Origin of the sequence: Mesorhizobium sp. M0701 (genome assembly GCF_040320365.1) — a bacterium.
In the GTDB taxonomy this organism is placed as follows: domain Bacteria; phylum Pseudomonadota; class Alphaproteobacteria; order Rhizobiales; family Rhizobiaceae; genus Mesorhizobium.
Window position 1 is genome coordinate 49,601 of the sequence record NZ_JAMYPO010000019.1, and the last position, 22,098, is coordinate 71,698.

Here is a 22,098-nt window from a genome sequence, read left to right on the forward strand (position 1 = left end):
TTGGCAGGGGGAATGCATGAGCGAAGTTCTTGACGCCCTCGTTATTGGCGCCGGTCCGGCGGGACTCGGCGTCAGTTACTTCTTGAAACGGCAGGACCGCGACCACCGTGTGCTCGATCGAGGCCGGATCGGCGAGACGTGGCGAACGCAGCGGTGGAACTCGTTTCGACTGAATTCGCCGACCATTCGCTCCATCTTACCCGGTGATTCCTACGAGGGGCCCGAGCCGTGGGGCGCGATAAGCCACCACGAATTTGTCGCGTATCTCGAAGGCTATGCCGACCGGCACCGCCTGCCGGTAAGCACCCAAACTCCGGTGCAAGAGCTGACGAGAGACGACGGGATCTTTCGCATCACCACGACGGACCGGGCATTTCTGGCGCGCAACGTGGTGATCGCCACCGGCGACCAGAATCGGCAGGTCCGGCCAGCAGGGTCGGCGGATTTGCCAACCGCAATTGGCCAAGTCGATTCCTCGGCTTATCGCAACCCGGCCGAGTTCGAGAGTGGCGCGGTGCTGGTGGTCGGCAGCGGCCAGTCGGGCGGCCAGATCGCCGAGGATCTGGCGTTGGCAGGACGTGTGGTCTTTTTGGCGACCAGCCGCAACGGCCGTTGGGTGCGGCGCTACCGCGGGGGCAACATACTTAAATGGCTGACGCTGTCCGGTTTTCTCGACGTTCCGCGCAAGGAACTCGTCCTCCCCTCCGGCAAGCTGCAGGCCCGCGCGCTGGTCGGCGCGACCCATACGATCAGCCTGCAATCGCTGAGCGCGCAGGGCGTGGTGCTGCTCGGCCGCTTCAGGGGTGTGGAGAACGGCAACCTCGTCTTCGGCGACGAGCTCGACGACCATATGCGATTTGCCGACGAAGTCTCCGCGAATGCCAAGCGCCTGGTCGACGGGTACATTGAGCGCGCCGGCCTCGATGCGCCACTGGCCGAGGATGATCCGGCCGAGACGGTTGACCCGCGCTTGCCCGATCCTCCGATCCGCTCCCTCGACTGGACGGCAAGCGGCATCAGATCAGTGATCTGGTGCACGGGCTTCACCGGCGATTTCTCATGGGTCCGGCTCCCCGGCGCGCTCGATGCAGCCGGCCAGCCCGTCCACGAGGACGGCGTCAGCGCTATTCCAGGTCTCTTTTTCGCCGGCCTCGATTTCGGATCGACGCGGAAGTCGGGCACCATACCGGCCATTCCAGAGGAGGCGGCCGCCGTCGTGGAGCGACTTGTCCAAGCGGGAGCCGACTTGCCACGGAACGGCGTCTAAACGAGCCGTCGAACGCGGGTTCTTGAACGTGCAAGAACATGACAGCTCTGGCGCGATCAAGACGACGCACGCTGCCTTTTGTCGAAGCGCACCGACAATTTTCCGTAGTCCATTGGTGCGACAGCCAGAAATCGCGGGCACCTTCGATACGGGGCTCCGATTCGCGGCCGACTGCATCCATTGCCTCCATCAGCGTGCGGCGGCCTTGACCTCGGCTGGTCGTCGTCGTGCTGACAGCACTGGCCATATGGGATGAGCCAGCGCAGTCGTTCGGAATGGTCGACCTGGAGACGCCAAAGGAGGTGCGTCAAGGCGCACGATCGGTCAGCGCGCTCGCGCCTTCCTCCGCGGCGCAATGTGCGCAGCAGTAGATGATGTCATCCTGTTCGACGCCATGTCCGATGATCCGGCATCCGCAATGCGGACATATCGGAGCAAGTTTCTGGACCGCGCATTCGAAGCTGTCGAATGTGTAGGTCTCCTCGGCCATCGTCACGTTGAAAGCCTTGTCGTAGTCATTCCCGCATTGATCGCATCTGGCCATAGTTCTTTTCCTTCTTTCACTGGCTTCAAGCTCGACCAACCTGTCGCGCGGCGATAGGTTCCCGCCAGGATCAGGGGGCCGTCCTAAGCCGGAGACGAGAGCGAGCCTACGCCACGGCGCTGTTCGATCACGCGGATCACCTCGTCAATATCCCGCGGCTCGATGTCGAGTTCCTTCAGGCCAGGCGCGTCGATTGCTGCCACATTGTCCTGACGCATAAGATCGATCTGGTTGCGCGTTATGGGGGCAGCCGGGAGGAGTTCCGCGACGCCAGCCAAGGCGTTCCATACCGCAAACGGCACCGGCATCAGCTTGACGTGCATATCGAGCTGTCGGGCGATCTCCTGAAGCAGTTCCTTATAGGTATAGATACGCGGGCCACCGAATTCGAATATGGATGAACCCTGGGTTCGCCCGTCGATCAGCCGGCTCACTGCTTCTGCGACGTCTGCCACATAGACCGGCTGAAGCCGTGTGCCACCATCGCCGAACAGCGGATAGACCGGCAGGAGGCGTATCATCCTCACAATGGTCGTGAGGAAAGCGTCGTCAGGTCCCGTCATGACGGCGGGACGCACAATGAAAGCGCCGGGAAATGCGCTTTCCACGGCACCTTCTCCGCGCCCACGCGCCCTTATGTAATTCGAAACCGATTGAGGATCGGAGCCGATCCCTGAAATCTGGACGAACTGGTCGATCGCGCGGTCGCGCGACGCGGCAGCGAGATCGGCCGCGGCTTTCACATGCACGCGTTCAAAGGTCTGGACGCCGTGCTCGACGTAAAGACTGACAGCATTCACGACCGCCTGTGATCCGGTAATGGCCGACCCGATCGAGGACGCATCCAATATATCCGCCTCGACTGCTTCGGGCATCCTTGTAATCGAGGAAAAGACCAGGGCCACGCGAGCCGGATGGCGAGATGCGGCGCGCACCGTGAAACCTCTTTCCAGGAGCCGCTTCACGATCCTGCGCCCGAGAAAGCCAGTTCCGCCGAACACGGTGACGATCCGTTCCGGGTTGAGATCGTCGGAATCCATTTGCCTCGCCATCCCTTTGTCCTCGCATAGCTGCCACGAGGACTGCCCTGGCCGGCATTTGAACCAGCCCGTCGAACATCAGGACGATTGAGGAACAACGCAGGAACGCTTTTGTTCCAGTCAGCGCTGGGCGGATGCTTGACAGATCGGCAAACCATGATCTGAACCGCAGGCGCAGCAAAACGGCCCCACTTCGAGAATGGCCTAGTTTCGCCCGTAAAACACATTCTCGACATGCACCGGCCAGCGCCACGGCAGTACTGCCACCATGTCGAAGCGCACCGATAATTTTCCGTAGTCGGATTGGCGCGACAGCCAGAAATCGGCGGCGCCTTCGATGCGGCGCTCCGATTCACGGCCGACGGCTTCCATTGCCTCCATCAGCGTGCGGCGCGCCTTGACCTCGACGATCAGCACCAGATCGCCGCGCCGCGCGATCAGGTCTATTTCGCCGAACCTGGTGCGGTGGCGGCGGGCCAGAATCCGGTAGCCTTTCAGCATCAGCGCCGCCGCCGCCAGCCATTCGCCGTGATGGCCGCGCCGGTAGGCCTTTTGCCGGCCGGCGCTCGGCCGTTCAGCCATCGCCGTCTCCGCCGGCCCCGTCTCTTCCGGCATTCTTGAGGTCGAGCAGCCGACGATAGAGCGCCTGCTTCTGGCCACCCGTCATCTTGGCGGCTTCCGCCGCTGCCTTGGAGGCCGGCATCTCGGCGGCGAGCGAAAGCAGCAGCCGGTCGATGTCTTCTGGCTCATCAGCGACCGCATCGGCCGGGCCGACGCAGATGACGATTTCACCCTTGGGCGTATCGGCTCCCGCATAATGGCTGGCGAGCGATTGCAGGGTGCCGGTCCGCATCTCCTCGAAAGTCTTGGTCAGCTCGCGGCCGATCGCCGCCTTGCGGGCACCGCCCAGCACCTCGACCATGGCACTGAGCGTCTCGGCCAGCCGGCGCGGCGATTCGAAGAAGATCAGCGTTGCCGGCACCGCCTTCAGCGCTTCCAGCCGCGTCACCCGCTGCCCGGTCTTCACCGGCAGGAAGCCGGCAAACAGAAAGGCGTCCGAAGGCAGGCCAGATGCCGTCAAAGCGGCAAGTGGCGCCGACGGTCCGGGGATCGGCACGACACGAATGCCGCGTTCCAGCGCCTCACCGACCAGCCGGTAGCCGGGGTCGGAGATGAGCGGCGTGCCGGCATCCGAGATCAGAGCTACGCTTTGGCCGGCCAGCAGCGCCGCGATCAGCTTCGGTCCGGCCTCGCCGGCATTGTGCTCGTGGTAGGCGGTGGTGCGGCGGCGGATGCCGTAGCGGTCGAGCAGCACGCGGCTGACACGTGTGTCCTCGCAAGCGACGATATCGGCGGCGGCGAGCGTTTCCAGCGCGCGCAGCGTGATGTCGGCGAGATTGCCGATAGGCGTCGCCACCAGGTAGAGCGCCGGCTCGAGCGGCCGGGCGGCGATTTCGGTCTGCCCGACCACATAACTGCGTTTGGCCGATTCGCCGGTCACCTGCACAACTCCGTTCGACCCTGTTTGGCACGGCTCACGCTTGGTTGCAAAAGCCTGGGTTGCAAAGGCCTTGGTTCCAAAGGGATGCCGACGTGAACCGGCCGCCATGCCTTTGCCACAGTAGGGAACGAAACCGTTGCCGGCGAATTTTACCCCTGATCTCGGGAGGAGCAGGATGAACAGCCTGACGATACAGGACGTTTTCGAACCCTACTATGCCGGCCGCAAACGCTTCGCCGCGCCATGCGACAAGAGCCGGCCTGCCGAAGCCGCAGATGGCAGAGCCAAGAAGCCGCTTGCACGCCAGCGATCGGCAGAGAGCAAGCCCGCAAACGAAACCGACCGCACGATGGAGCACTGACCGGACGATGCCCAATCGCTTCGACATTTTCATCACCCGCCTCGAAACAAAAAGCGCCCGCGATGGCGCAGCGTCACATTCCACAGACGACCAGCACCACGCCTCACGCGACAAAAGCGAGATCAAGCCGGCCCGTTCCGGAGAGACCAGCGAAAAAGATCGCGCCAAACACCGCCACAAGCACGAGGCTTGACCCCGCAAACCTTAGCGATCGGTCGAGACAGTTCTCGAAGCGCGGTTGCGAATGCTCCGCGATGTATCATTCAACCCAGATACTTCGAGACACGCGCCTCCAGCAGGCCCACCAGAGCCGGGTCCATGAATGCATAGTCGTCGGGAATATCGAGGCAGAGCCTTTTTCAGGCTTGTCTTGAATTTCTGCTGCAGTTTGGCGCGGTGCGTTTTTTCCATCACGAAGATGATGTCGGCCCAGGCGACGAGTTCATGCGTCAACGGAATGTCGGCATCGTGATTAGTGCCGGCCGAAGCGACCTCGATGTCCCGCCGCTTGGAAAACACCTGCTCCGCCGTCGGGCTGCGCAAGCGATTCTGGCTGCAGACGAAGAGAACGTTCTTCAACGTGCTATCTGGCCAAATCCGCCACGACCGCATCGAGCACGATCATGCCGGCCGGCGTGGCGCGCAGGCGGGCATTGCCGATCGGCGCCACCAGGCCTTCGTCCTGCAGCACCGACAGCCGTGCCGTCGACAGGCCGCGCCCTGAAAATGCCTCGTAGCGGGAAAGGTCGATGCCTTCCGCCAGCCTCAGCCCCATCAGCAGGAACTCGTCGGCCTCTTCCGACCGCGTCAGGACCTCGCCGCCGGTAATGCCATGGCCCTTGGCCTCGACCAGATTGGCCCAGGTCTCCGGCATTTTCTCGGCGATCGTCACCACGCGGCGGCCATTTTCGACGAACCGGCCATGCGCGCCGGGACCGACGCCGACATATTCGCCATAACGCCAGTAGGTGAGATTGTGCCGGCTTTCGGCGCCGGGCCTGGCGTGGTTGGAAATCTCGTAGGCCGGCAGTCCGCGCGCGGTGGTGATCTCCTGCGTCAACGCGTAGAGATCGGCGGCAAGCTCATTGTCTGGAATGATGAATTTCCTTGCCGCATGCAGTGCATGGAACGGCGTGCCTTCCTCGATGGTCAGTTGATAGAGCGACAGATGGTCTGCGGCGTGGCCGATCGCCTGCTCGAGCTCCGCCTGCCACGCTTCCGGCGTCTGACCGGGCCGCGCGTAGATCAGGTCGAACGACAGCCGTGGGAATATCTCGCGCGCCAGGCCGATCGCATGCAGTGCCTCATCGACATTGTGCAAACGGCCGAGGAAGCGCAGATCCTTGTCGTGCAGCGCCTGCACGCCAAGCGATACCCGGTTGACGCCGGCCGCGCGATAGCCGCGAAAGCGCTCGGCCTCAACGGAGGAGGGATTGGCCTCCAGCGTCACCTCGATGCCATCAGGCACCGTCCAGTTCTTCGCCACTGCATCCAGCACCGCCGCCACGGTCTGCGGTTTCATCAGCGATGGCGTGCCGCCGCCAAGAAAGATACTGGTCACCTCGCGCGGCCCAGTGCGGCCGCGCATCGTCGCCAGCTCGGTCTCGAAGGCGCGGGCAAAACGCTCCTGGTCGACCGGCTGGTGGCGGACATGGCTGTTGAAGTCGCAATAGGGGCATTTGGCCGCGCAGAATGGCCAGTGGACATAGACGCCGAAACCGGGGCTGCGGTCGAGCAGCATGGTCATGCGCCGGCCAATCGGGCTTGCGCGAATTTCTGGAAGGCGCGGGCACGGTGCGACAATGCGGTTGGCTGGCCGGGCTTCCAGCCATGCTTTTCCTCCGCGCTCATCTCGCCGAAGGTCTTTTCGAACCCATCGGGCAAGAACACCGGATCGTAGCCGAAGCCGAGCTCGCCGCGCGGCGGCCATACCAGCGTGCCCTCGACCTCACCGCGAAAATATTCCGCCTGGCCATCGGGGAAGGCCAGGCAGATGACCGCGACAAAGCGGCCCTTGCGCTGGGCAGGCGTGATCGCGCCAACTTCTTGCAAGGCCACTTCCGTGCGCTGCATGGCCATGCCGAAGTCGCGGGAGCCGTCCGGCGTCTCGGCCCAGTTGGCGGTGTAGACGCCGGGTGCGCCGTCGAGCGCATCGACACACAGGCCGGAATCGTCCGACAGCGCCGGCAATCCAGTGGCCTTGGCGGCGGCCAAGGCTTTTATGAGGGCGTTCTGCTCGAAAGTGGTGCCGGTCTCGTCCGGCTCCGGCAAGCCGTATTCCTTTGCAGACTTCGCTTCTATGCCGAATGGCGCCATCAGATCGGCGAATTCCCGCAATTTACCGGCGTTATGGCTGGCGACGACGATCTTGTGCCCGTCAAGCGAATGAACAGTTGGCGAATGCATCAGATGCCCCAGATTCTTGGCTCGGCGAATTCGATCGAATTGCCCGACGGGTCGCGAATATAGATCGAGCGGCCGCCCTGCGGCCATTCGAACTCGCTTTCGATGGCGATTTTCTTCGCCTCAAGATGCGCTTTCCAGCGTGGGATTTCATCCGCGCTTGCGGCGAAGCAAAGATGGCCCTGGCCGACCGCGCCATGCGGCGGTACTTTGAGCTTGGCGTCGGCCGGCGGCGGCACTTTGGTCGCCTCGGCATTGAACATAAGCAGCACGCTGTCGCCGCAGCGGAAGAAGAGATGCCTGCCATCGACCTTGCCGAGCAGATCGAGCCCGAGCACGCCCGAATAGAACCGTTCCGCGGCAGCAAGGTCCGTCACGTAGAGTGCTGATTCCAGGATTGCAGAAGGAGTCACAGGATCGCCAATCTCATCAATATTGACCGCAGCTAAGCCACCGCCATTTGCTGCAAGCTGACCAGGCGCTGAATACCTTTCTTGGCGAGCCCCATCAGCGCCGCGAACTGCTCTTCCGAGAACGGCTCGCCCTCGGCCGTGCCTTGGATCTCGACGATGCCGCCCTTGCCGGTCATGACGAAATTGGCGTCGGTGCCGGCCGAGGAATCCTCGATATAGTCGAGGTCGATGACCGGCTGGCCATCATGGATGCCGCAGGAGATCGCCGCAACGTGATCCTTCAGCACCTTGCCCAGGCTCGCCATCTGGCGGGTTTCCATCCAGCGCAGGCAGTCGTAGAGCGCCACCCAGCCGCCGGTGATCGAAGCGGTGCGCGTGCCGCCGTCGGCCTGGATCACGTCGCAGTCGACGGTGATCTGCTGCTCGCCGAGCGCCTGCAGATCGACCACGGCGCGCAGGGAGCGGCCGATCAGCCGCTGGATTTCCAGCGTGCGGCCGCCTTGTTTGCCGGCCGAAGCCTCGCGGCGCATGCGCTCGCCGGTCGAACGCGGCAGCATGCCGTATTCCGCCGTCACCCAGCCCTTGCCGGAGTTGCGCATCCAGCCCGGCACCTTTTCCTCCAGGCTGGCCGTACACAGCACATGCGTGTCGCCGAACTTCACCAGGCACGAGCCTTCCGCATGCTTGGAGACGCCGCGCTCGAAGGAGATGGGGCGCATTTCGTCGAATTGGCGTTTGGAAGGGCGCATTCAGGCTTCTTTCTTTCTTCGGAATCTTGGCCGGGGAATCTTGGCCGGCTTGTAGCCGCACGGGGCGTGAGGCGCAAAGGAAAATGGACCGGTTGCGCCGACACCGCGGAAGTCTATATCTTCGGGGCGGAGGTTTTTGGCTCGAAATGACAAAGGCAGTCGATCCCGGTTTGCAGTCGCACGTGCTCCCGTCGCACGCGCTGCAATCGCCCGCGCTTCAATCGCTCGACATGCGTTCGCGCGACATCTTCCGGCGCATCGTCGATTCCTATTTGAGGGATGGCGAGCCGGTCGGTTCGCGCAGCCTGTCGCGCATCCTGCCGTCGTCGCTGTCGCCGGCCACCATCCGCAACGTGATGAGCGACCTTGAGCATCTCGGCCTGATCTATGCGCCGCACATTTCGGCTGGCCGGCTGCCGACTCAGGCAGGCCTGCGCTTCTTCGTCGATGCTTTCATGGAACTTGGTGACCTCTCCGACGAGGAGCGCCGCACCATCGAGGCCCAGGTGCGCGCCTCCGGCTCGGGCGCGACGCTGGAGCATATGCTGACCGAGGCCAGCCAGATGCTGTCCGGCATGTCGCGCGGCGCCGGCCTCGTGCTCGCCGCCAAGAATGAGGCGGCGCTTAAGCACATCGAATTCATCCAGCTCGAGCCGACCAAGGCGCTGGCCGTGCTGGTCTCGCAGAACGGCGACGTCGAAAATCGCGTCATCGATCTGCCCGCCGGCATCACCATCTCGCAATTGCACGAAGCCTCTAACTTCCTCAACGCCCATATCCGCGGTCGCACCCTGGCCGAGGCGCGGGTCGAGATCGCCCGCATCAAGGAAGAGACCAGGGCGGCCCTCGACACGCTGTCGCAGGATCTGGTCGAGAAGGGCCTGGCGGTCTGGGCAGGCGCTGAAAGCGGCGTGCCTGGGCGGCTTATCGTGCGCGGTCGCGCCAATCTCCTGGAAAACGTCACTGCCCAGGCCGACATAGAATTGCTGCGGCATCTGTTTGAGGATCTGGAGACGCAGGATGGGCTGATCCAGCTTCTCGACCTCGCCGAGGCAGGCCCAGGCGTGCGCATATTCATCGGTTCGGAAAACAAGCTGTTTTCGCTGTCTGGCTCCTCGCTGGTGGTGGCACCCTATCGCGACAAGGACGCGCGTGTCGTCGGTGCGCTCGGCGTCATCGGGCCGACGCGGCTGAATTATGCGCGCATAGTACCGATGGTCGACTATACGGCGCAGCTGATTTCGCGCATGCTGAGCTAGGAGCCGCCGCGGGCCTGCCGCAAGGAGGAGAAAAGAATGGCGCTGGAATCGTTCAAGGCCCAGATCAGTCTGCTGCTCGAAGAAATGATCAACCAGCCAGAGGATCAGCACGAGGTACAAGAGCAGTTGCGCGAGAAGCTGCAAGAGATGCGGGCGATGGGTTTACCGCTGCCGGCCGATCTGGTCGCGCTGGAAAAGCGCCTCGACGACGACTTTTACGCCTCTGGCAACTGAACGGGTTCGGCTTCAAATCCTCGTGTGCTGGACGGCCGCTTGGAACGATCAATACCTGATGCCGTTTGCCCCTGTTCGAGGCGAATCCCGGAGGACGTTGATGATCCGATCTGGCGGCTTTGCGGCCTTGGCCGCTGCCCTCCTTGTTGCGACACCGGCAGCCGCCCAGCAGGCGGACCAGAATGTGCTCAAAGGCGAAGCCGCGTTTGGCGATTGGCACGCCGACAGGCCTGGCGTCCGACGCCTGATTGGGCCGCGAGACATGCCGGCAGCCGACCCCGCCCAATCCGCTTCGAACGGCGCCGGCGTGGCGGAACGGCCCGAAAGCGCCAAGCCAGAATTGCCGTCGGGCTTTTCGGCTGAAATGATCGCATCCGGCATCGTCAATCCACGTGTCGTGCGCGTCGCTCCGAATGGCGACCTGTTTGTTGCCAACAGCCATGCCGACCAAATACGCGTCTATCGTCTCGCCGAGGGCAGCGCCAGGCCCATCGAGAAAGCGATCTTCGCCAAGGGGCTCAATTATCCCTACGGCATCGCCTTCTATCCGCCAGGAGACAAACCGCAATGGGTTTATGTCGCGAACAGCGACAGCATCGTCCGCTTCCCCTATCGCGATGGCGACCTGAAGACATCCGGCAAACCAGAAACCATTGTCGCCCAAATCCCGTCGGGTGGTCACACGACCCGCGACATCGCCTTCTCGCAGGACGGCAAAACGCTTTATTTGTCGGTTGGCTCCGCCTCGAACGTCGCCGAGGATATAGGCAAGGAGCCGGATAGCGGCCTCGACGCCTGGGCCAAATCAAAGCCGCTCGGGGCGGCCTGGGGCTCCGAGGACGGCCGTGCCGATGTGCTCGCCTTTGACCCGGATGGGAAAAATCCCCGAACTGTCGCCACTGGCCTGCGCAACTGTACGGGCATGACCGTGCAGCCCGCCACCGGCGCATTGTGGTGCGTCGTCAATGAGCGCGACGAACTCGGCGACAATGTGCCGTTCGAATTTGCAACGGCGGTCAAGGACGGCGGATTCTATGGTTGGCCTTGGTACTACATCGGCAATAACGAGGATCCGCGCCATCAGGGCGAGCGGCCAGACCTCGCCGGCAAGGCCACTGTCCCCGATGTATTGATGCAGGCGCATTCGGCGCCGATGAATATAGCCTTCTACGACGGCAAGAACTTCCCGGCGGATTATCAGGGTGACGCCTTCGTCGCCATGCATGGTTCGTGGAACCGTGGCGCCAGGACCGGTTACAAGGTGGTGAGGCTCAAATTCAGGGATGGCAAGCCGACAGGCGAATATGAGGACTTCATGACCGGCTTCGTCATCTCGAACGACGCCGTCTGGGGCCGCCCGGTCGGTGTCGCGATGGCCAAGGACGGCTCCCTGATCGTCACAGAGGACGGTAACGGCACCATCTGGCGCGTTACCTACGAAGACGGCCGCTCCTGAACGGCGGTGTCGCCTGCTGCGCTGGCGCAATCGAATCCGGCCCGAGGGAATTCACCCAACTTCAACATTGTGCGACAAGCGCCAATCATGACACTCACCGGGTTCCTCGCCTATAGTGCTGCCCTCGGCATCGCCGCGGCCATCCCCGGCCCAGGCGTCACCGCGCTTGTTGCGCGTGCTCTGGGTTCCGGCTTCCACTCGTCGCTGGCCATGTCGTTCGGGCTGATGCTCGGCGACCTGACCTATCTCACTGCCGTGGTGCTCGGCCTGGCTTTCGTCGCACAGACTTTCGGCATGGTCTTCCTGGCCATCAAATGGCTGGGCGTCGCCTACCTCGCCTTTCTTGGCTGGCGTTTCTGGACGAGCGGCATCACGCCCGAAACGGTGGAGGCGAAGAAAGGCAAGGGCGGCTTGGCATCCAGCTTTGTAGCCGGCCTTGCCGTCACGCTCGGCAATCCGAAGACGATGATCTTCTATCTTGCCATCACCCCGACCATCGTCGATCTGAAGACGATCACGCTGGCCGATTACGGCATCCTCGTCGCGCTCACCATCGTCGTCCTGCTCGTCGTGCTGGTGCCCTATCTGGCGCTGGCGGCCAAGGCGCGCTGGTTCCTGAAGTCGCCGCGGGCGCTGAGGGCACTCAACCGCACCGCCGCCGGCTTTATGGTCGGCGCGGCGGCGGCAATTGCCGCCCGCCAATAGATCTCTTTCGCCAATCCGCCCAAGGATTGCCACGCCTTGCAAAGGCGGGGGTACTCAGCACGAACTTCACTCGGATATTTTTCGATCGACAGCCTATCTTGCGCGGTGGATGGCTCTATCCTATGCCCGCGCGACTCTTGCCGCTTTACCTCTGGGAGGAAATCAATGAACAAGCCCGCCACCCCCACACACGTGCCCGGCCGCGGCCGCATCTACAATTCGATCACCGAGACGATCGGCGACACGCCGCTGGTGCGGCTTGATAAATTCGCCAGGGAGAAGGGTATCGTCGCCAATCTGCTGGCCAAGCTCGAATTCTTCAACCCGATCGCCTCGGTCAAGGACCGCATCGGCGTGTCGATGATCGAGGCATTGGAGGCTTCGGGCAGGATTACGCCCGGCAAGACCACCCTCATCGAGCCGACCTCGGGCAATACCGGCATCGCACTCGCCTTTGCCGCCGCTGCCAAGGGCTACAAGCTGATCCTGACCATGCCGGAAACCATGTCCGTCGAACGCCGCAAGATGCTGGCTCTGCTCGGTGCCGAACTGGTGCTGACCGAAGGGCCGAAAGGCATGAAGGGCGCCATCGCCAAGGCGGACGAGCTGGCGGCAACGCTGCCCGACGCTGTCATTCCGCAGCAATTCGAAAACCCGGCCAATCCGGAAATCCATCGCCGCACCACGGCCGAGGAAATCTGGAACGACACCCATGGGGAAGTCGATATCTTCGTTGCCGGCATCGGAACCGGCGGCACCATCACCGGCGTCGGCCAGGTGCTGAAGAAGCGCAAGCCCTCGGTGCATGTCGTCGCGGTCGAACCGGAAGCCTCGCCGGTGCTGTCGGGCGGTCAGCCAGGCCCGCACAAGATCCAGGGCATTGGCGCCGGCTTCGCGCCAAAAATCCTCGATACGACGATCTACGACGAGATCGTCAAGGTCTCGAACGAGGATTCGGTTGCCAATGCACGGCTCGTCGCTCGGCTCGAAGGTGTGCCGGTCGGCATCTCGTCGGGTGCCGCCCTGCAAGCAGCGATCGTCGTCGGCTCGCGGCCCGAGAACAAGGGCAAGAACCTCGTCGTCGTCATCCCCTCCTTCGCCGAGCGCTATCTCTCGACGATCCTGTTCGAGGGGTTGGGGACTTAGGGTCTGGACACGAGTAGCGATCCCTTCGCGCTGCCCTCCGGCGGGCCGCTGAAAATACCTGTAGCGACATCGTTCGCTGGAGCGGCGGGTCCCTTCCGTATCAAATCGTCGCTGCCCGGCAGGTGGAGGAGTTCATGTACAAGCTCTATACGCGTGCCAATACCGGCGGCTTTGTCATCGAGGCGGCGCTCGCTTTGGCGGGTGTGCCTTTCGACCAGATCGATGTTCCAAAAGGCCGACCCAACCAGGCCTTTTTAGATATCAGCCCCTTGAACCAGGTACCGGTCCTGGTCTTGCCGGACGGACGCTCGATGACCGAATCGGCGGCGATCTGCATCCTGCTGGCCGAGCGCCACCCGGAAGCAGGACTGGCGCCCGCAGCAAGTTCGGCTGACCGTGCCGACTTCCTGCGCTGGATGTTTTTCATGTCCTCCGTCATCTATTCGGCTGACCTGCGGTTCTTCTACGCTCATCGCTACACGACCGATCCCCGCGGCGTGGACGCTGTCAAACAGGCGGCGGTCTCGGAAATGGATCGCAGCTTCGCCATTCTCGATGCCGCCCTCGCAGGCCATGACTGGCTGGCCGGCGACCGGCTCTCGCTGGCCGACGTCTATCTCGTCATGTTGGTGGCCTGGCATCCGGAGGTCGCGAAGGTTCCAACCGCTTGGCCGAATATCGAACGCCTGTGGGCCAATTTGCGGGAACATCGGGTGATAAAGAGGCTGAATGCTTCCCACGACATGTGGCCGGCCTAAGCACTCCGCCTTGTCTCAGTGTCTTTCCGCGTGGCCGAGCCATGCCCGTCGTTCCTGCAGGAACCGGCGCACGGCCGGATCGCGTTCGAGGCCGATAGCCCGGTCATAGGCCTCGCTCGCTTGCGGAACTTTGCCGAGTCTGGCCAGCAGGCCCGCGCGGGCGGCCCAGTAAGGTTGATAGTCATACAGCCGCTTGTCGCAGCTGAGTTGATCAAGCGCGCCCAATCCTGCTGAAGCACCTTCGGCCTCGGCAATCGCCACCGCACGGTTGATCGACACCACCGGCGAGCCGGCAATCACCGACAGCGCGTCGTAGAGCTCCTTGATCGCGACCCAGTCGGTGCAACCGGTCAGCCGCCGTGTCGTATGGGCGGATTGCACGGCGGCCTCGAGCTGGTAGCGGCCGACAACACCCTCGGCGGCCGCGCGCCCGAGCAGCGCCTCCGCTTCATCGATCAGGGTGTCGTCCCACAATGCAAGATCCTGCTCGGCCAGCGGCACATAGTCACCCGCCGCATTGCGCCGGGCTGCACGCCGCGCCTCGGCGAACAGCATCAGCGCCAGCAGGCCGAGTGCTTCCGGCTCATCCGGCATCAGCGAGGCGATCAGACGGCCGAGCCAGATGCCTTCGGTCGCGAGATTACGGCGCAGCGTTTCGGTGCCGGCCGGGTCGGACCAGCCTTCGGCAAACGCCGCGTAGATCGCTTCCAGAACGGTGCCCAGCCGCTCGCCGAGTTCGGCCCTCTCCGGGACGCGGAACGGAATGCCGGTCTCGCGGATGCGGGTCTTGGCGCGCACCAGGCGCTGGCTCATCGTGGCTGGCGAGACAAGAAAAGCCGAGGCGATGGTCGCTGCGTCGAAGCCAAGGACGGTCTGCAGGATCAGCGGCGCTCGTACGCCGGCCTCGATAGCCGGATGGGCGCAGGCAAACATCAGCCTGAGCCGCTCGTCCGGCAGGTCTTCGTCGGCTATGCGTGCCTCCATCTCCTCGGCGATCAGCCTGAGGTGGTCGCGGCCCGCCTCGCTGGTCAGGCGCCGCCGGATTGCGTCGACGCGGCGCCTGCGCGCCACCGCCAGCAGCCAGGCTTCCGGCTTGTCGGGCACGCCCGCCTGTGGCCAACGCTCGAGCGCCGCTGCAAAGGCATCGGCCAAGGCGTCCTCGGCACCGGCCACGTCGCGCGTGCGCGCGGCGAGATAGGCGACCAGTTTGCCGTAGCTTTGCCGGGCGGCCGCTTCCGCCGCCGCCCGCGCCATCTCCGGGCGACCGTCTATCACATGGTCATTTCTCAGATAAGTACTCCGTCATTTCCCAGATCGGCCGCACCTCTACCGTGCCGGTGCTGGCGCCCGGGCAGCGCGCCGCCCAGGCAATGGCGGCGTCGACGTCCTCCGCTTCGATCATATAGAAGCCGGCAAGCTGCTCCTTGGTGTCAGCATAGGGGCCGTCGAGCACGTTGGTCTTGCCATTGGCCATCCGTACCGAAGTAGCGGATTGCGTCGGCTTCAACCGGTCACCGCCAAGCCAGGCGCCGGATTTCTTCAGCGCTTCGGTGTAGGCGACGTACGCGCTCGACATCTGTGTCACCGCATCTGCTGGCGCGGCTGCCATCCCCGCTTCGTTTCCATAGATCAAAAGCATGTATCGCATGGTCTTCTCCCGTTTCTCGAAGGCCGCATCGTTGCGAGCCGGACGTATGTCGCCCGGCCCTGCCGGATTTCGACAAGCGCTGGAAAAATCTTTCTGCCGCGATGCGACCTCGCGCAAGCGCCAACGTGTTGCGGCACTGCTTAGCCGTTCGTCTAATTTGCTGCTATTGCAGGTTGGCATTTCCCGCCCGCTGTCTACACTCGCTTCGCTTCATGCCGCCGAGGAGGGCACGGCGACGAATTTTCAGGGAGGAAATCGCATGCTCAATTTCAGGACGAAATTTATTGCGGCCGGTGTGCTGGCGCTGTCGCTTGGCCTTGGCGCGGTATCGGTCAAGGCGCAGGAATTCATCAACGTGCTGACTGGCGGCACGTCCGGCGTCTACTATCCGCTCGGCGTCGCGCTGTCGGAAATCTACGGCAAGGGCATCGAAGGCGCGCGCACCCAGGTGCAGGCGACGAAAGCGTCGGTCGAAAACCTCAACCTGCTGCAGCAGGGCAAGGGCGAGATCGCCTTTGCGCTCGGCGATTCCGTCAAGCTGGCCGCCGAAGGCAACACCGAAGCAGGCTTCCCAGGCAAGCTCGACAAGCTGCGCGGCATTGCCGCCATCTATCCCAATTACATCCAGATCGTCGCCAGCAAGGAATCCGGCATCAAGACGCTCGCCGATCTCAAGGGCAAGAGCCTTTCGGTCGGCGCGCCGGCCTCAGGCACCGAGCTCAACGCCCGCACGATATTTGCCGCTGCCGGGCTGAAATACGAAGACCTCGGGCGGATCGAATATCTGCCCTTCGCCGAATCGGTGGAGCTGATCAAGAACCGCCAGCTCGACGCCACGCTGCAGTCGGCTGGCCTTGGGGTCGCGTCGATCCGTGACCTCGCCACCTCAGTGCCGGTAAACATCGTTGCCGTGCCGGCGGAGGACGTCGCCAAGATCGGCTCGCCCTATCTTTCCGTGGTCATCCCCAAGGGCACCTACGAGGGCCAGACCGAGGATGTTGCGACCGCCGCCGTCGGCAATTTCCTGATCACCAGCGCCGATGTCTCCGACGAGACCGCCTACCAGATGACGAAACTGCTGTTCGAGCATCTCGACCAGCTCACCGCTGCCCACGCCGCCGCCAAGGCGATCGACCCGGCCAAGGCGCTCGACGGCATGCCGGTGCCGCTGCATCCAGGCGCCGAGAGGTATTACAAGGAAAAGGGATTGGTGAAGTAAGGAGCCATCCCTCCCCCTTGAGGAGAAGGTGAACAGCTGCCGAAGGCGAATGGACGGGTAGGGTCGGTTGAGGCCGCGCACTGCCGCACCGACCCCACCCGCCTCGCTTCGCTCGGCACCCTCCCCTCGAGGAGGGGACCGCCCCGCCAGGAACCCCGCTAATGACCGTAATCCCGACCGTTCTTTCCCCCACAGCGGAAGCTCCTGTCGAAGGATTGCCGCCTGGCTTCGGCGAAGGCATCGCCGGCAAGGCGGCTTTTTTTATCGCCATCGCCTTCTCCATCTTCCAAATCTACATCGCCGCCTATGGCAGCCTGCCGAGCCAGGTCATACGCGCCATGCATGTCGGCTTCCTGCTGCTGCTCGGCTTTGCCCTAATCGCCAATCTGCGCGCCAAAAGCGTCCCGGCGAAAGCAGTGTTCTGGACGCTCGGCCTGCTTGGTTTCGCCACCGGTCTGTACAATTGGGTGTTCTATGCCGACCTCATCCGCCGCTCCGGCTTTCTCACCACGCCTGACCTGATCGTCGGCGCGGTGCTGGTCGTGCTGGTCTTCGAGGCGGCGCGGCGGTTAATGGGGCTGCCGCTTGCCGTCATTGCCTTTATCTTTCTCGCCTACGCATTTGCCGGCAATCATCTGCCGCCGCCGTTCATCCATCGCGGTTATGATTTCGCCCAGCTCGTCGACACCTTCGCCTATGGCACCGAAGGCATCTACGGCACGCCGATCTATGTCTCGGCCGCCTACATCTTCATCTTCGTCGTTTTCGCCGCCTTTCTTGAGCGCGCCGGCATGATCGCGCTGTTCAACGATTTTGCGCTTGGCCTGGTCGGCTCATGGCGCGGCGGCCCGGCGCAAGTCTGCGTGCTGTCCTCGGCGCTGATGGGCACCATTTCCGGCTCCGGCGTCGCCAATGTGGTGGCCAGCGGCCAGTTCACCATCCCGCTGATGAAGCGCTTCGGTTTCCGCTCGGCCTTCGCCGGCGCCGTCGAGGCGACCTCGTCGATGGGCGGCCAGATCATGCCGCCGGTGATGGGAGCGGTTGCCTTTATCATGGCCGAGACCCTGAACATCCCCTATGCCGCGGTGGTCAAGGCGGCGATCATTCCGGCGCTGCTCTATTTCGGCGCCTGTTTCTGGCAGGTGCACCTGGAAGCCGGCAAGGCCGGCCTGCACGGCATGGCCAAGGCTGACCTGCCCAATCCGTGGGATGCGGTGAGACAACATTGGCCGCTGGTACTGCCTCTCGCAGCACTGATCTACCTGCTGTTTGCCGGCTACACACCGGTGTTCGCCGGCACCATGGGCCTGGCGTTGACCATTGTGCTTATCCTCGGCACGCCGCTGGCAGCATCGATCGGGCCGCTCGCCTTCCGCATCGTCTTCTGGCTGGCGCTCGGGCTTGCCGCGGCTTCCTTCATGAAATTCGGCGTCAACATCCTCAGCCTAGTCATCGCCGTGCTGGTCGCCGCCTGCCTCACCTTCAAGGGCGGGCGCGAGACGCTGCGCATATGCGTGGATTCCCTTGCCGAAGGAGCAAAGAACGCGCTGCCGGTCGGCATTGCCTGCGCCATTGTCGGCATCGTCATCGGCACGTTGACGCTTACCGGCATCGCCTCGACCTTCATCGGCTGGATCATCTCGATCGGCGAGAACAATCTGTTCCTGTCGCTGCTTTTGACCATGCTCACCTGCCTGGTGCTCGGCATGGGCATACCGACCATTCCCAACTACATCATCACTTCGTCGCTGGCCGGGCCAGCGCTGCTGTCGCTCGGCGTGCCGTTGGTGGTCAGCCATATGTTCGTCTTCTATTTCGGCATCATGGCCGATCTCACCCCGCCTGTGGCGCTGGCCGCCTTCGCCGCCGCACCCATGGCCAAGGAAAGCGGCCTCAAGATCGGCATCCAGGCCACCAAGCTTGCCATTGCTGGCTTCGTTGTGCCGTTCATGGCGGTCTATACCCCGGCGCTGATGCTGCAGGACCCCGGCCCGATCGCCGCCCAGTTCGGCTATCCCGTCGAGGTCGCCTATATCGTCATCAAAGCCTGCATGGGTATCGTCCTGTGGGGCGCCGCGGCGGTCGGATTTCTCGACCGGCGCATGGCCTGGTGGGAACGCCTCGTCGCCTTCGCCGCCGGCGTGCTGCTGGTTGCGGCGCTGCCGCTCACCGACGAGGCGGGCTGGGCGCTGTCCCTAGCCTGGATCGGCTGGCACTGCTGGCGCGCGCGGCAGGCTTCGCTGGCTAATTCAGCATGAGCCTCTGCATCGTCGCGGCCGGCAAGACGGTGACGCTCGCGGTCGCTGCCTTCACGCTCTCCTGGGTGCATTCGGTGGAGAAGACCCAGTGGCAGGAAGACTGGAAGGTGCTGCCGTCCGGCCTGCAGCTGGTCGAGGCCCGCATCAAGGGATCGGGCGCCGGGATGGAGCCGCCGCAAGGCTCGGTGCTGAGAAACGGCTGGTGGGTCTATGCGCCCAAGGTCGGGCCACAGCGGCGCCTCGCGCTCGCCGCCTCGGGCGCCACGGGTCAGGGCTGGACGCTGTGCACGGCGCAGGACTGTCGCGAACTGGCCAAGCTGGCAGGCGGCACGATCTCGCTGGAGCCGTGCGGGCCGGAGGGCTCCAGCCAGCCGCGGTAGCGGGCGATCATGCCGGCAAGCGGATGCGAGATCTCGACATGGAAGCGGAAGCGGCCATCCTTCACGATTCGTAGGAAGTCGAGCGTGGACCGAGCCACATCGGAAGCGGCAGGCCAAAAAAACTCCAGCGGCGCAAGACCAGCGCCAGCCGGCCGTCATCGGCAACCAGCGCCATCGCGAAGGTCAGCGGGCCGAAGCGTTCGCACAGCAAGCGCTGCGATCGACCCCGGCCTGCGGACTGTAGGCTCGAAAAACTGTGCTTGCCGAATGTCCGGGTCCAGGTCTCGCCGTCCTTGTCGGTGTCGAAGCGGACATGAACCGGGATGTCCTCGCTTGCCCCGGGGAAGCCGACCGTCCAGGCCATTAGCCGGCCAAGAACATTGCGCCCGCGTTCGACGCGCGCGCGGCCTGCGGCCGTGATCGTACGGTCATGCATTGACCTAATTGCCTCGGGAAGGCCTTGCCAGGCGGCACCGAGCAGCTCGGCATAAAGCGGCTTGTCCTCGTCCGCCGCCCCGTTCCTGAAGCCGGTGTAGATTGTCCGCCCGGCGAACAGGGCTTCATAATCCCGGAGCTCCAAATCGCGCACCCCCGCCCGTGCGCCCGGCGCGGGCTGATGTCCGGCCAGCGCTTTGCGGGCCAGTGCTTCGACCGCCATCGACGGGATCAGCGGCCCGTCATTGCCCTCGGCCAAGAGATGCCACGAGCGCTTGACGATGGCGCCCGCCCGGCCCGATCCCTCCACCTCGACGAACATGCCGCCGCGATGCTCGCCCCAGCGCAGCCGGTTCGTTGCCTGATGCATCAGCAGCGCCAGCGGCGAAAGCGAACCGATCAATCCGGTGCGCACCAGCCAGGCGAGGCCGATCAGGGCGCGGTGCAGCATTTCGGGAACCGGCCCGGCGCCCATCCAGATGGTCCTCGCCTCCGGCCAAAGCGCGGCCAAGGCGCGCAGGTCCGGAACGTCGACCAGAGAAAACAGCGTGTTTCGAAGCGGCAGCCGGCCCGGCGGCGCGATAGTGTAGCGCAGCTGCCCGGTAAACGGACGGCCTTGTTCGGGACGGCCATTGCGAACAAGCCGCACCGGCCGATAGCCCGGATGACGTTCCCGCCGACGCCGGCAAAGGGCGAAGGCGCGATGCCGCCGCGAATGCCGTCGACCCGCGTCAGGTCCGAAGACAGGCGACGCACCACCGCCGCCGTCAGCACCGGAAAGCTCGAGACGCCGGACAGCACGAAGACGCCGGCGTTTCGCGCCGCCTCGTCGAACGCAGAGACACCGGCGACGAAATCCGAGCCGTCGGCTAGATCGAGATAGTTGATGCGCCGGGCGATGCAGGCCTCGATCAGGCGATAGCGTCCCTCGCCATAGGCCTGGAACGGACCGCTCGCGTCGACTACAATATCAGGCTCAAATGCAGCGAGTTGCGCGGCGAGATCGCCGTCACGGTCGAACAGTGCCGGCACCAGCTGGGCTGCTGTCGGGGCGCGCTTCTTGCAATACGCGTCAGCCTTGGCGAGCGAGCGCCCGGCGACAAAGAGGATCAGATGCGGCTCGCCCTCCAAAAGCTCGACGGTGCGACCGCCAAAGGTGCCGTAGCCGCCGACGACAAGAACCTTCATCCGCAGTTCCCCCAAAATGCCCCGCCCGCTCCCGGCCACGGCAACGAACCTAACCGATCAATCTTGCCCTCACCTCGGCGGAAGGGATTTCGCAATTGTCCTTCTTGCCGAACAGGGCGTAGCGGTTCTTTGCGATACGGTCGTAGAGCCAGTCGCGAAGCGGGCGCGGCAACAGCAGCAGGATCCGCGCCGCCCGCCACGGCCAGCCGAGTTCGGCCATGACGGCAACGAAACTGTCCAGGCGGGTGAAAGCCGCGCCATCGACGATGACGAGATTGGTCTCGTAGCGATCCGTCCGCAGCCCGTATTTCTTGAACAGCATCTCGCCGAAGGGCGACTGCGCCGTTACGAAATGGAAGCGGCCCTTGCGGTCGAGCTTCACCACCATGCGCACAAAGCCCGAGCACAACACGCAAATACCGTCGAACACGATCAACGGGCGACTTGATTCGAATTCTGGCGGCTCAGGAGAATGGTTCGGCTTGACGATCACGTGACGCCCGGCAGCTGGTGTCAGGCGACACTAGGCCTGCCGGCGGCTGGATCAAAGCCCGGAATGCTAGAGGCTTGGCGTTGTCGCACGCCGTCTGTCGGTCAGCGCAGGCCGCTCGGCGCGATAGGTCGTTGACCGATTGTCGGCGTCGGGCCGGCAGATTCGGCTGTCGTGACGGCTCTCCATGCTCATCATCAGCGCACGCTGATCCCAAGCGTGTTGCCACGGCGCGCGCAGGCGGGGCCTGGGCCGCGCATATAATAGCGCTCAGGCCGATAGGTCGGCGCGACGAATTCGCGGATGGCGGCGGCATAGCCGGCGATTTGATTCCAGAAGCTCATTTTACTCGGTCCCTGTCCCGTTTCGGATGTCCCTTCCGAATTGCGGGGATCATAGCGTCCAGGCGTGAATAGTCGGTGAACGCGATGTTAATCTCTGGTCGAAAATGCCTTTGTTCATGGCTGGAATGCGGCTGATTCGCGGTGTTTCCATGCAGTCCGGCGGCATTTCGTCCAGTGTGACTTTTGCATCACATATGTTTCGCCTGAATGTCGCAGAGGCGCGGTTTTGTTTCAGGTTTTGCCGGACCGCGAAATTTCCGTGCACGCGGCCGGAAAACCAGGAACCGGCCCGTCAGCCGC

Annotated in this window: 25 protein-coding genes and 2 pseudogenes; 11 read left to right on the forward strand and 16 right to left on the reverse strand. The window is 63.7% G+C overall.

Translation table 11 applies throughout. From position 1 onward, the window contains the following. Window positions 1–16: 16 nt before the first annotated feature. On the forward strand, window positions 17–1,267 hold the full coding sequence (locus NKI24_RS18945; RefSeq protein WP_352747353.1) for a flavin-containing monooxygenase: 1,251 nt from the start codon (window positions 17–19) through the stop codon (window positions 1,265–1,267). Between the two features lie 307 nt (window positions 1,268–1,574). Here the strand turns inward: NKI24_RS18945 and NKI24_RS18950 are convergent, their stop codons facing one another. From NKI24_RS18950 to rsmI, 4 genes are all read right to left on the reverse strand, one after another. After that, window positions 1,575–1,811, reverse strand: coding sequence for a metallothionein (locus NKI24_RS18950; protein ID WP_352747356.1), 237 nt, complete (start codon window positions 1,809–1,811; stop codon window positions 1,575–1,577). An 83-nt stretch (window positions 1,812–1,894) separates the two neighbouring features. Next, a complete protein-coding gene (locus tag NKI24_RS18955; RefSeq protein ID WP_352747359.1) occupies window positions 1,895–2,851 on the reverse strand; it encodes a complex I NDUFA9 subunit family protein in 957 nt (318 codons plus the stop codon). A 204-nt stretch (window positions 2,852–3,055) separates the two neighbouring features. Further along, the gene (locus NKI24_RS18960) at window positions 3,056–3,433 is read right to left on the reverse strand and encodes a YraN family protein (RefSeq protein ID WP_352683706.1); all 378 of its coding nucleotides are present in this window, start codon (window positions 3,431–3,433) and stop codon (window positions 3,056–3,058) included. Further along, window positions 3,426–4,352: a 16S rRNA (cytidine(1402)-2'-O)-methyltransferase gene (rsmI, locus tag NKI24_RS18965; RefSeq protein ID WP_352747363.1), complete on the reverse strand. Its 927-nt coding sequence runs from the start codon at window positions 4,350–4,352 to the stop codon at window positions 3,426–3,428. Before rsmI ends, NKI24_RS18960 begins: the two co-directional genes overlap by 8 nt. A 175-nt stretch (window positions 4,353–4,527) precedes the next feature. Between rsmI and NKI24_RS18970 the strand changes: the two genes are divergently transcribed. Further along, a complete protein-coding gene (locus tag NKI24_RS18970) occupies window positions 4,528–4,713 on the forward strand; it encodes a hypothetical protein (protein ID WP_352747366.1) in 186 nt (61 codons plus the stop codon). A 263-nt stretch (window positions 4,714–4,976) separates the two neighbouring features. Here the strand turns inward: NKI24_RS18970 and NKI24_RS18975 are convergent. The 5 genes and pseudogenes from NKI24_RS18975 to rph all read right to left on the reverse strand — a co-directional run bounded on the left by NKI24_RS18975 (window position 4,977) and on the right by rph (window position 8,278). Further along, a pseudogene (locus NKI24_RS18975) lies at window positions 4,977–5,292 on the reverse strand (low molecular weight protein tyrosine phosphatase family protein). A gap of 4 nt (window positions 5,293–5,296) precedes the next feature. Continuing rightward, complete coding sequence (gene hemW / locus NKI24_RS18980; RefSeq protein ID WP_352683698.1) at window positions 5,297–6,460, reverse strand: radical SAM family heme chaperone HemW; 1,164 nt, start codon at window positions 6,458–6,460, stop codon at window positions 5,297–5,299. Next, window positions 6,457–7,119: an RdgB/HAM1 family non-canonical purine NTP pyrophosphatase gene (rdgB, locus tag NKI24_RS18985; protein ID WP_352683697.1), complete on the reverse strand. Its 663-nt coding sequence runs from the start codon at window positions 7,117–7,119 to the stop codon at window positions 6,457–6,459. Before rdgB ends, hemW begins: the two co-directional genes overlap by 4 nt. After that, entirely contained in the window at window positions 7,119–7,529 is a 411-nt protein-coding gene (locus NKI24_RS18990; protein WP_023678980.1) for a VOC family protein, read from the reverse strand. Before NKI24_RS18990 ends, rdgB begins: the two co-directional genes overlap by 1 nt. Before the next feature lie 32 nt (window positions 7,530–7,561). Then, complete coding sequence (rph, locus tag NKI24_RS18995) at window positions 7,562–8,278, reverse strand: ribonuclease PH (RefSeq protein ID WP_023678981.1); 717 nt, start codon at window positions 8,276–8,278, stop codon at window positions 7,562–7,564. A 146-nt stretch (window positions 8,279–8,424) separates the two neighbouring features. Here rph and hrcA point away from each other — a divergent pair, with 146 nt between their 5' ends. From hrcA to NKI24_RS19025, 6 genes are all read left to right on the forward strand, one after another. Then, window positions 8,425–9,537, forward strand: coding sequence for a heat-inducible transcriptional repressor HrcA (gene hrcA / locus NKI24_RS19000; RefSeq protein ID WP_502893799.1), 1,113 nt, complete (start codon window positions 8,425–8,427; stop codon window positions 9,535–9,537). 36 nt (window positions 9,538–9,573) lie between these two features. Then, window positions 9,574–9,771, forward strand: a complete 198-nt coding sequence (locus NKI24_RS19005; protein ID WP_023678983.1) for a hypothetical protein — start codon at window positions 9,574–9,576, stop codon at window positions 9,769–9,771. A 100-nt stretch (window positions 9,772–9,871) separates the two neighbouring features. Continuing rightward, a complete protein-coding gene (locus NKI24_RS19010; protein WP_352747371.1) occupies window positions 9,872–11,227 on the forward strand; it encodes a PQQ-dependent sugar dehydrogenase in 1,356 nt (451 codons plus the stop codon). Window positions 11,228–11,314: 87 nt separating this feature from the next. Beyond that, on the forward strand, window positions 11,315–11,932 hold the full coding sequence (locus NKI24_RS19015) for a LysE family translocator (RefSeq protein ID WP_352614746.1): 618 nt from the start codon (window positions 11,315–11,317) through the stop codon (window positions 11,930–11,932). Between the two features lie 165 nt (window positions 11,933–12,097). After that, window positions 12,098–13,078: a cysteine synthase A gene (gene cysK, locus NKI24_RS19020; protein WP_352747375.1), complete on the forward strand. Its 981-nt coding sequence runs from the start codon at window positions 12,098–12,100 to the stop codon at window positions 13,076–13,078. 134 nt (window positions 13,079–13,212) lie between these two features. Next, window positions 13,213–13,836 carry a glutathione S-transferase family protein gene (locus NKI24_RS19025; RefSeq protein WP_352747377.1) on the forward strand — a complete coding sequence of 208 codons (624 nt, stop codon included), beginning with the start codon at window positions 13,213–13,215 and terminating at the stop codon, window positions 13,834–13,836. 15 nt (window positions 13,837–13,851) lie between these two features. On the opposite strand, the gene NKI24_RS19030 is transcribed toward NKI24_RS19025, so the two are convergent. Both NKI24_RS19030 and NKI24_RS19035 read right to left on the reverse strand, forming a co-directional pair. Continuing rightward, entirely contained in the window at window positions 13,852–15,108 is a 1,257-nt protein-coding gene (locus NKI24_RS19030) for an RNA polymerase sigma factor (RefSeq protein ID WP_352747432.1), read from the reverse strand. A gap of 7 nt (window positions 15,109–15,115) precedes the next feature. Continuing rightward, window positions 15,116–15,484, reverse strand: a complete 369-nt coding sequence (locus NKI24_RS19035) for a YciI family protein (RefSeq protein ID WP_023678989.1) — start codon at window positions 15,482–15,484, stop codon at window positions 15,116–15,118. A 259-nt stretch (window positions 15,485–15,743) separates the two neighbouring features. Between NKI24_RS19035 and NKI24_RS19040 the strand changes: the two genes are divergently transcribed. From NKI24_RS19040 to NKI24_RS19050, 3 genes are all read left to right on the forward strand, one after another. After that, window positions 15,744–16,703, forward strand: a complete 960-nt coding sequence (locus NKI24_RS19040; RefSeq protein WP_023678990.1) for a TAXI family TRAP transporter solute-binding subunit — start codon at window positions 15,744–15,746, stop codon at window positions 16,701–16,703. 161 nt (window positions 16,704–16,864) lie between these two features. After that, the gene (locus tag NKI24_RS19045; protein ID WP_352451866.1) at window positions 16,865–18,961 is read left to right on the forward strand and encodes a TRAP transporter permease; all 2,097 of its coding nucleotides are present in this window, start codon (window positions 16,865–16,867) and stop codon (window positions 18,959–18,961) included. Further along, the gene (locus NKI24_RS19050) at window positions 18,958–19,341 is read left to right on the forward strand and encodes a DUF1850 domain-containing protein (RefSeq protein WP_352451865.1); all 384 of its coding nucleotides are present in this window, start codon (window positions 18,958–18,960) and stop codon (window positions 19,339–19,341) included. Before NKI24_RS19045 ends, NKI24_RS19050 begins: the two co-directional genes overlap by 4 nt. 20 nt (window positions 19,342–19,361) lie before the next feature. Here NKI24_RS19050 and NKI24_RS19055 read toward each other — a convergent pair. From NKI24_RS19055 to NKI24_RS19075, 5 genes and pseudogenes are all read right to left on the reverse strand, one after another. After that, window positions 19,362–19,439 (reverse strand): annotated as a pseudogene (locus NKI24_RS19055) (hypothetical protein); the annotation flags it as partial. Beyond that, a complete protein-coding gene (locus NKI24_RS19060; RefSeq protein WP_352747381.1) occupies window positions 19,403–20,251 on the reverse strand; it encodes a DUF4166 domain-containing protein in 849 nt (282 codons plus the stop codon). The pseudogene NKI24_RS19055 and the gene NKI24_RS19060, both read right to left, overlap by 37 nt. Further along, window positions 20,209–20,964: a saccharopine dehydrogenase NADP-binding domain-containing protein gene (locus NKI24_RS19065; RefSeq protein ID WP_352747383.1), complete on the reverse strand. Its 756-nt coding sequence runs from the start codon at window positions 20,962–20,964 to the stop codon at window positions 20,209–20,211. The genes NKI24_RS19060 and NKI24_RS19065 overlap by 43 nt, the downstream gene beginning before the upstream one ends. 49 nt (window positions 20,965–21,013) lie before the next feature. Then, window positions 21,014–21,394, reverse strand: coding sequence for a thiol-disulfide oxidoreductase DCC family protein (locus tag NKI24_RS19070; RefSeq protein WP_245274773.1), 381 nt, complete (start codon window positions 21,392–21,394; stop codon window positions 21,014–21,016). 257 nt (window positions 21,395–21,651) lie between these two features. Beyond that, entirely contained in the window at window positions 21,652–21,798 is a 147-nt protein-coding gene (locus NKI24_RS19075) for a hypothetical protein (RefSeq protein WP_023678994.1), read from the reverse strand. Window positions 21,799–22,098: the final 300 nt, after the last annotated feature.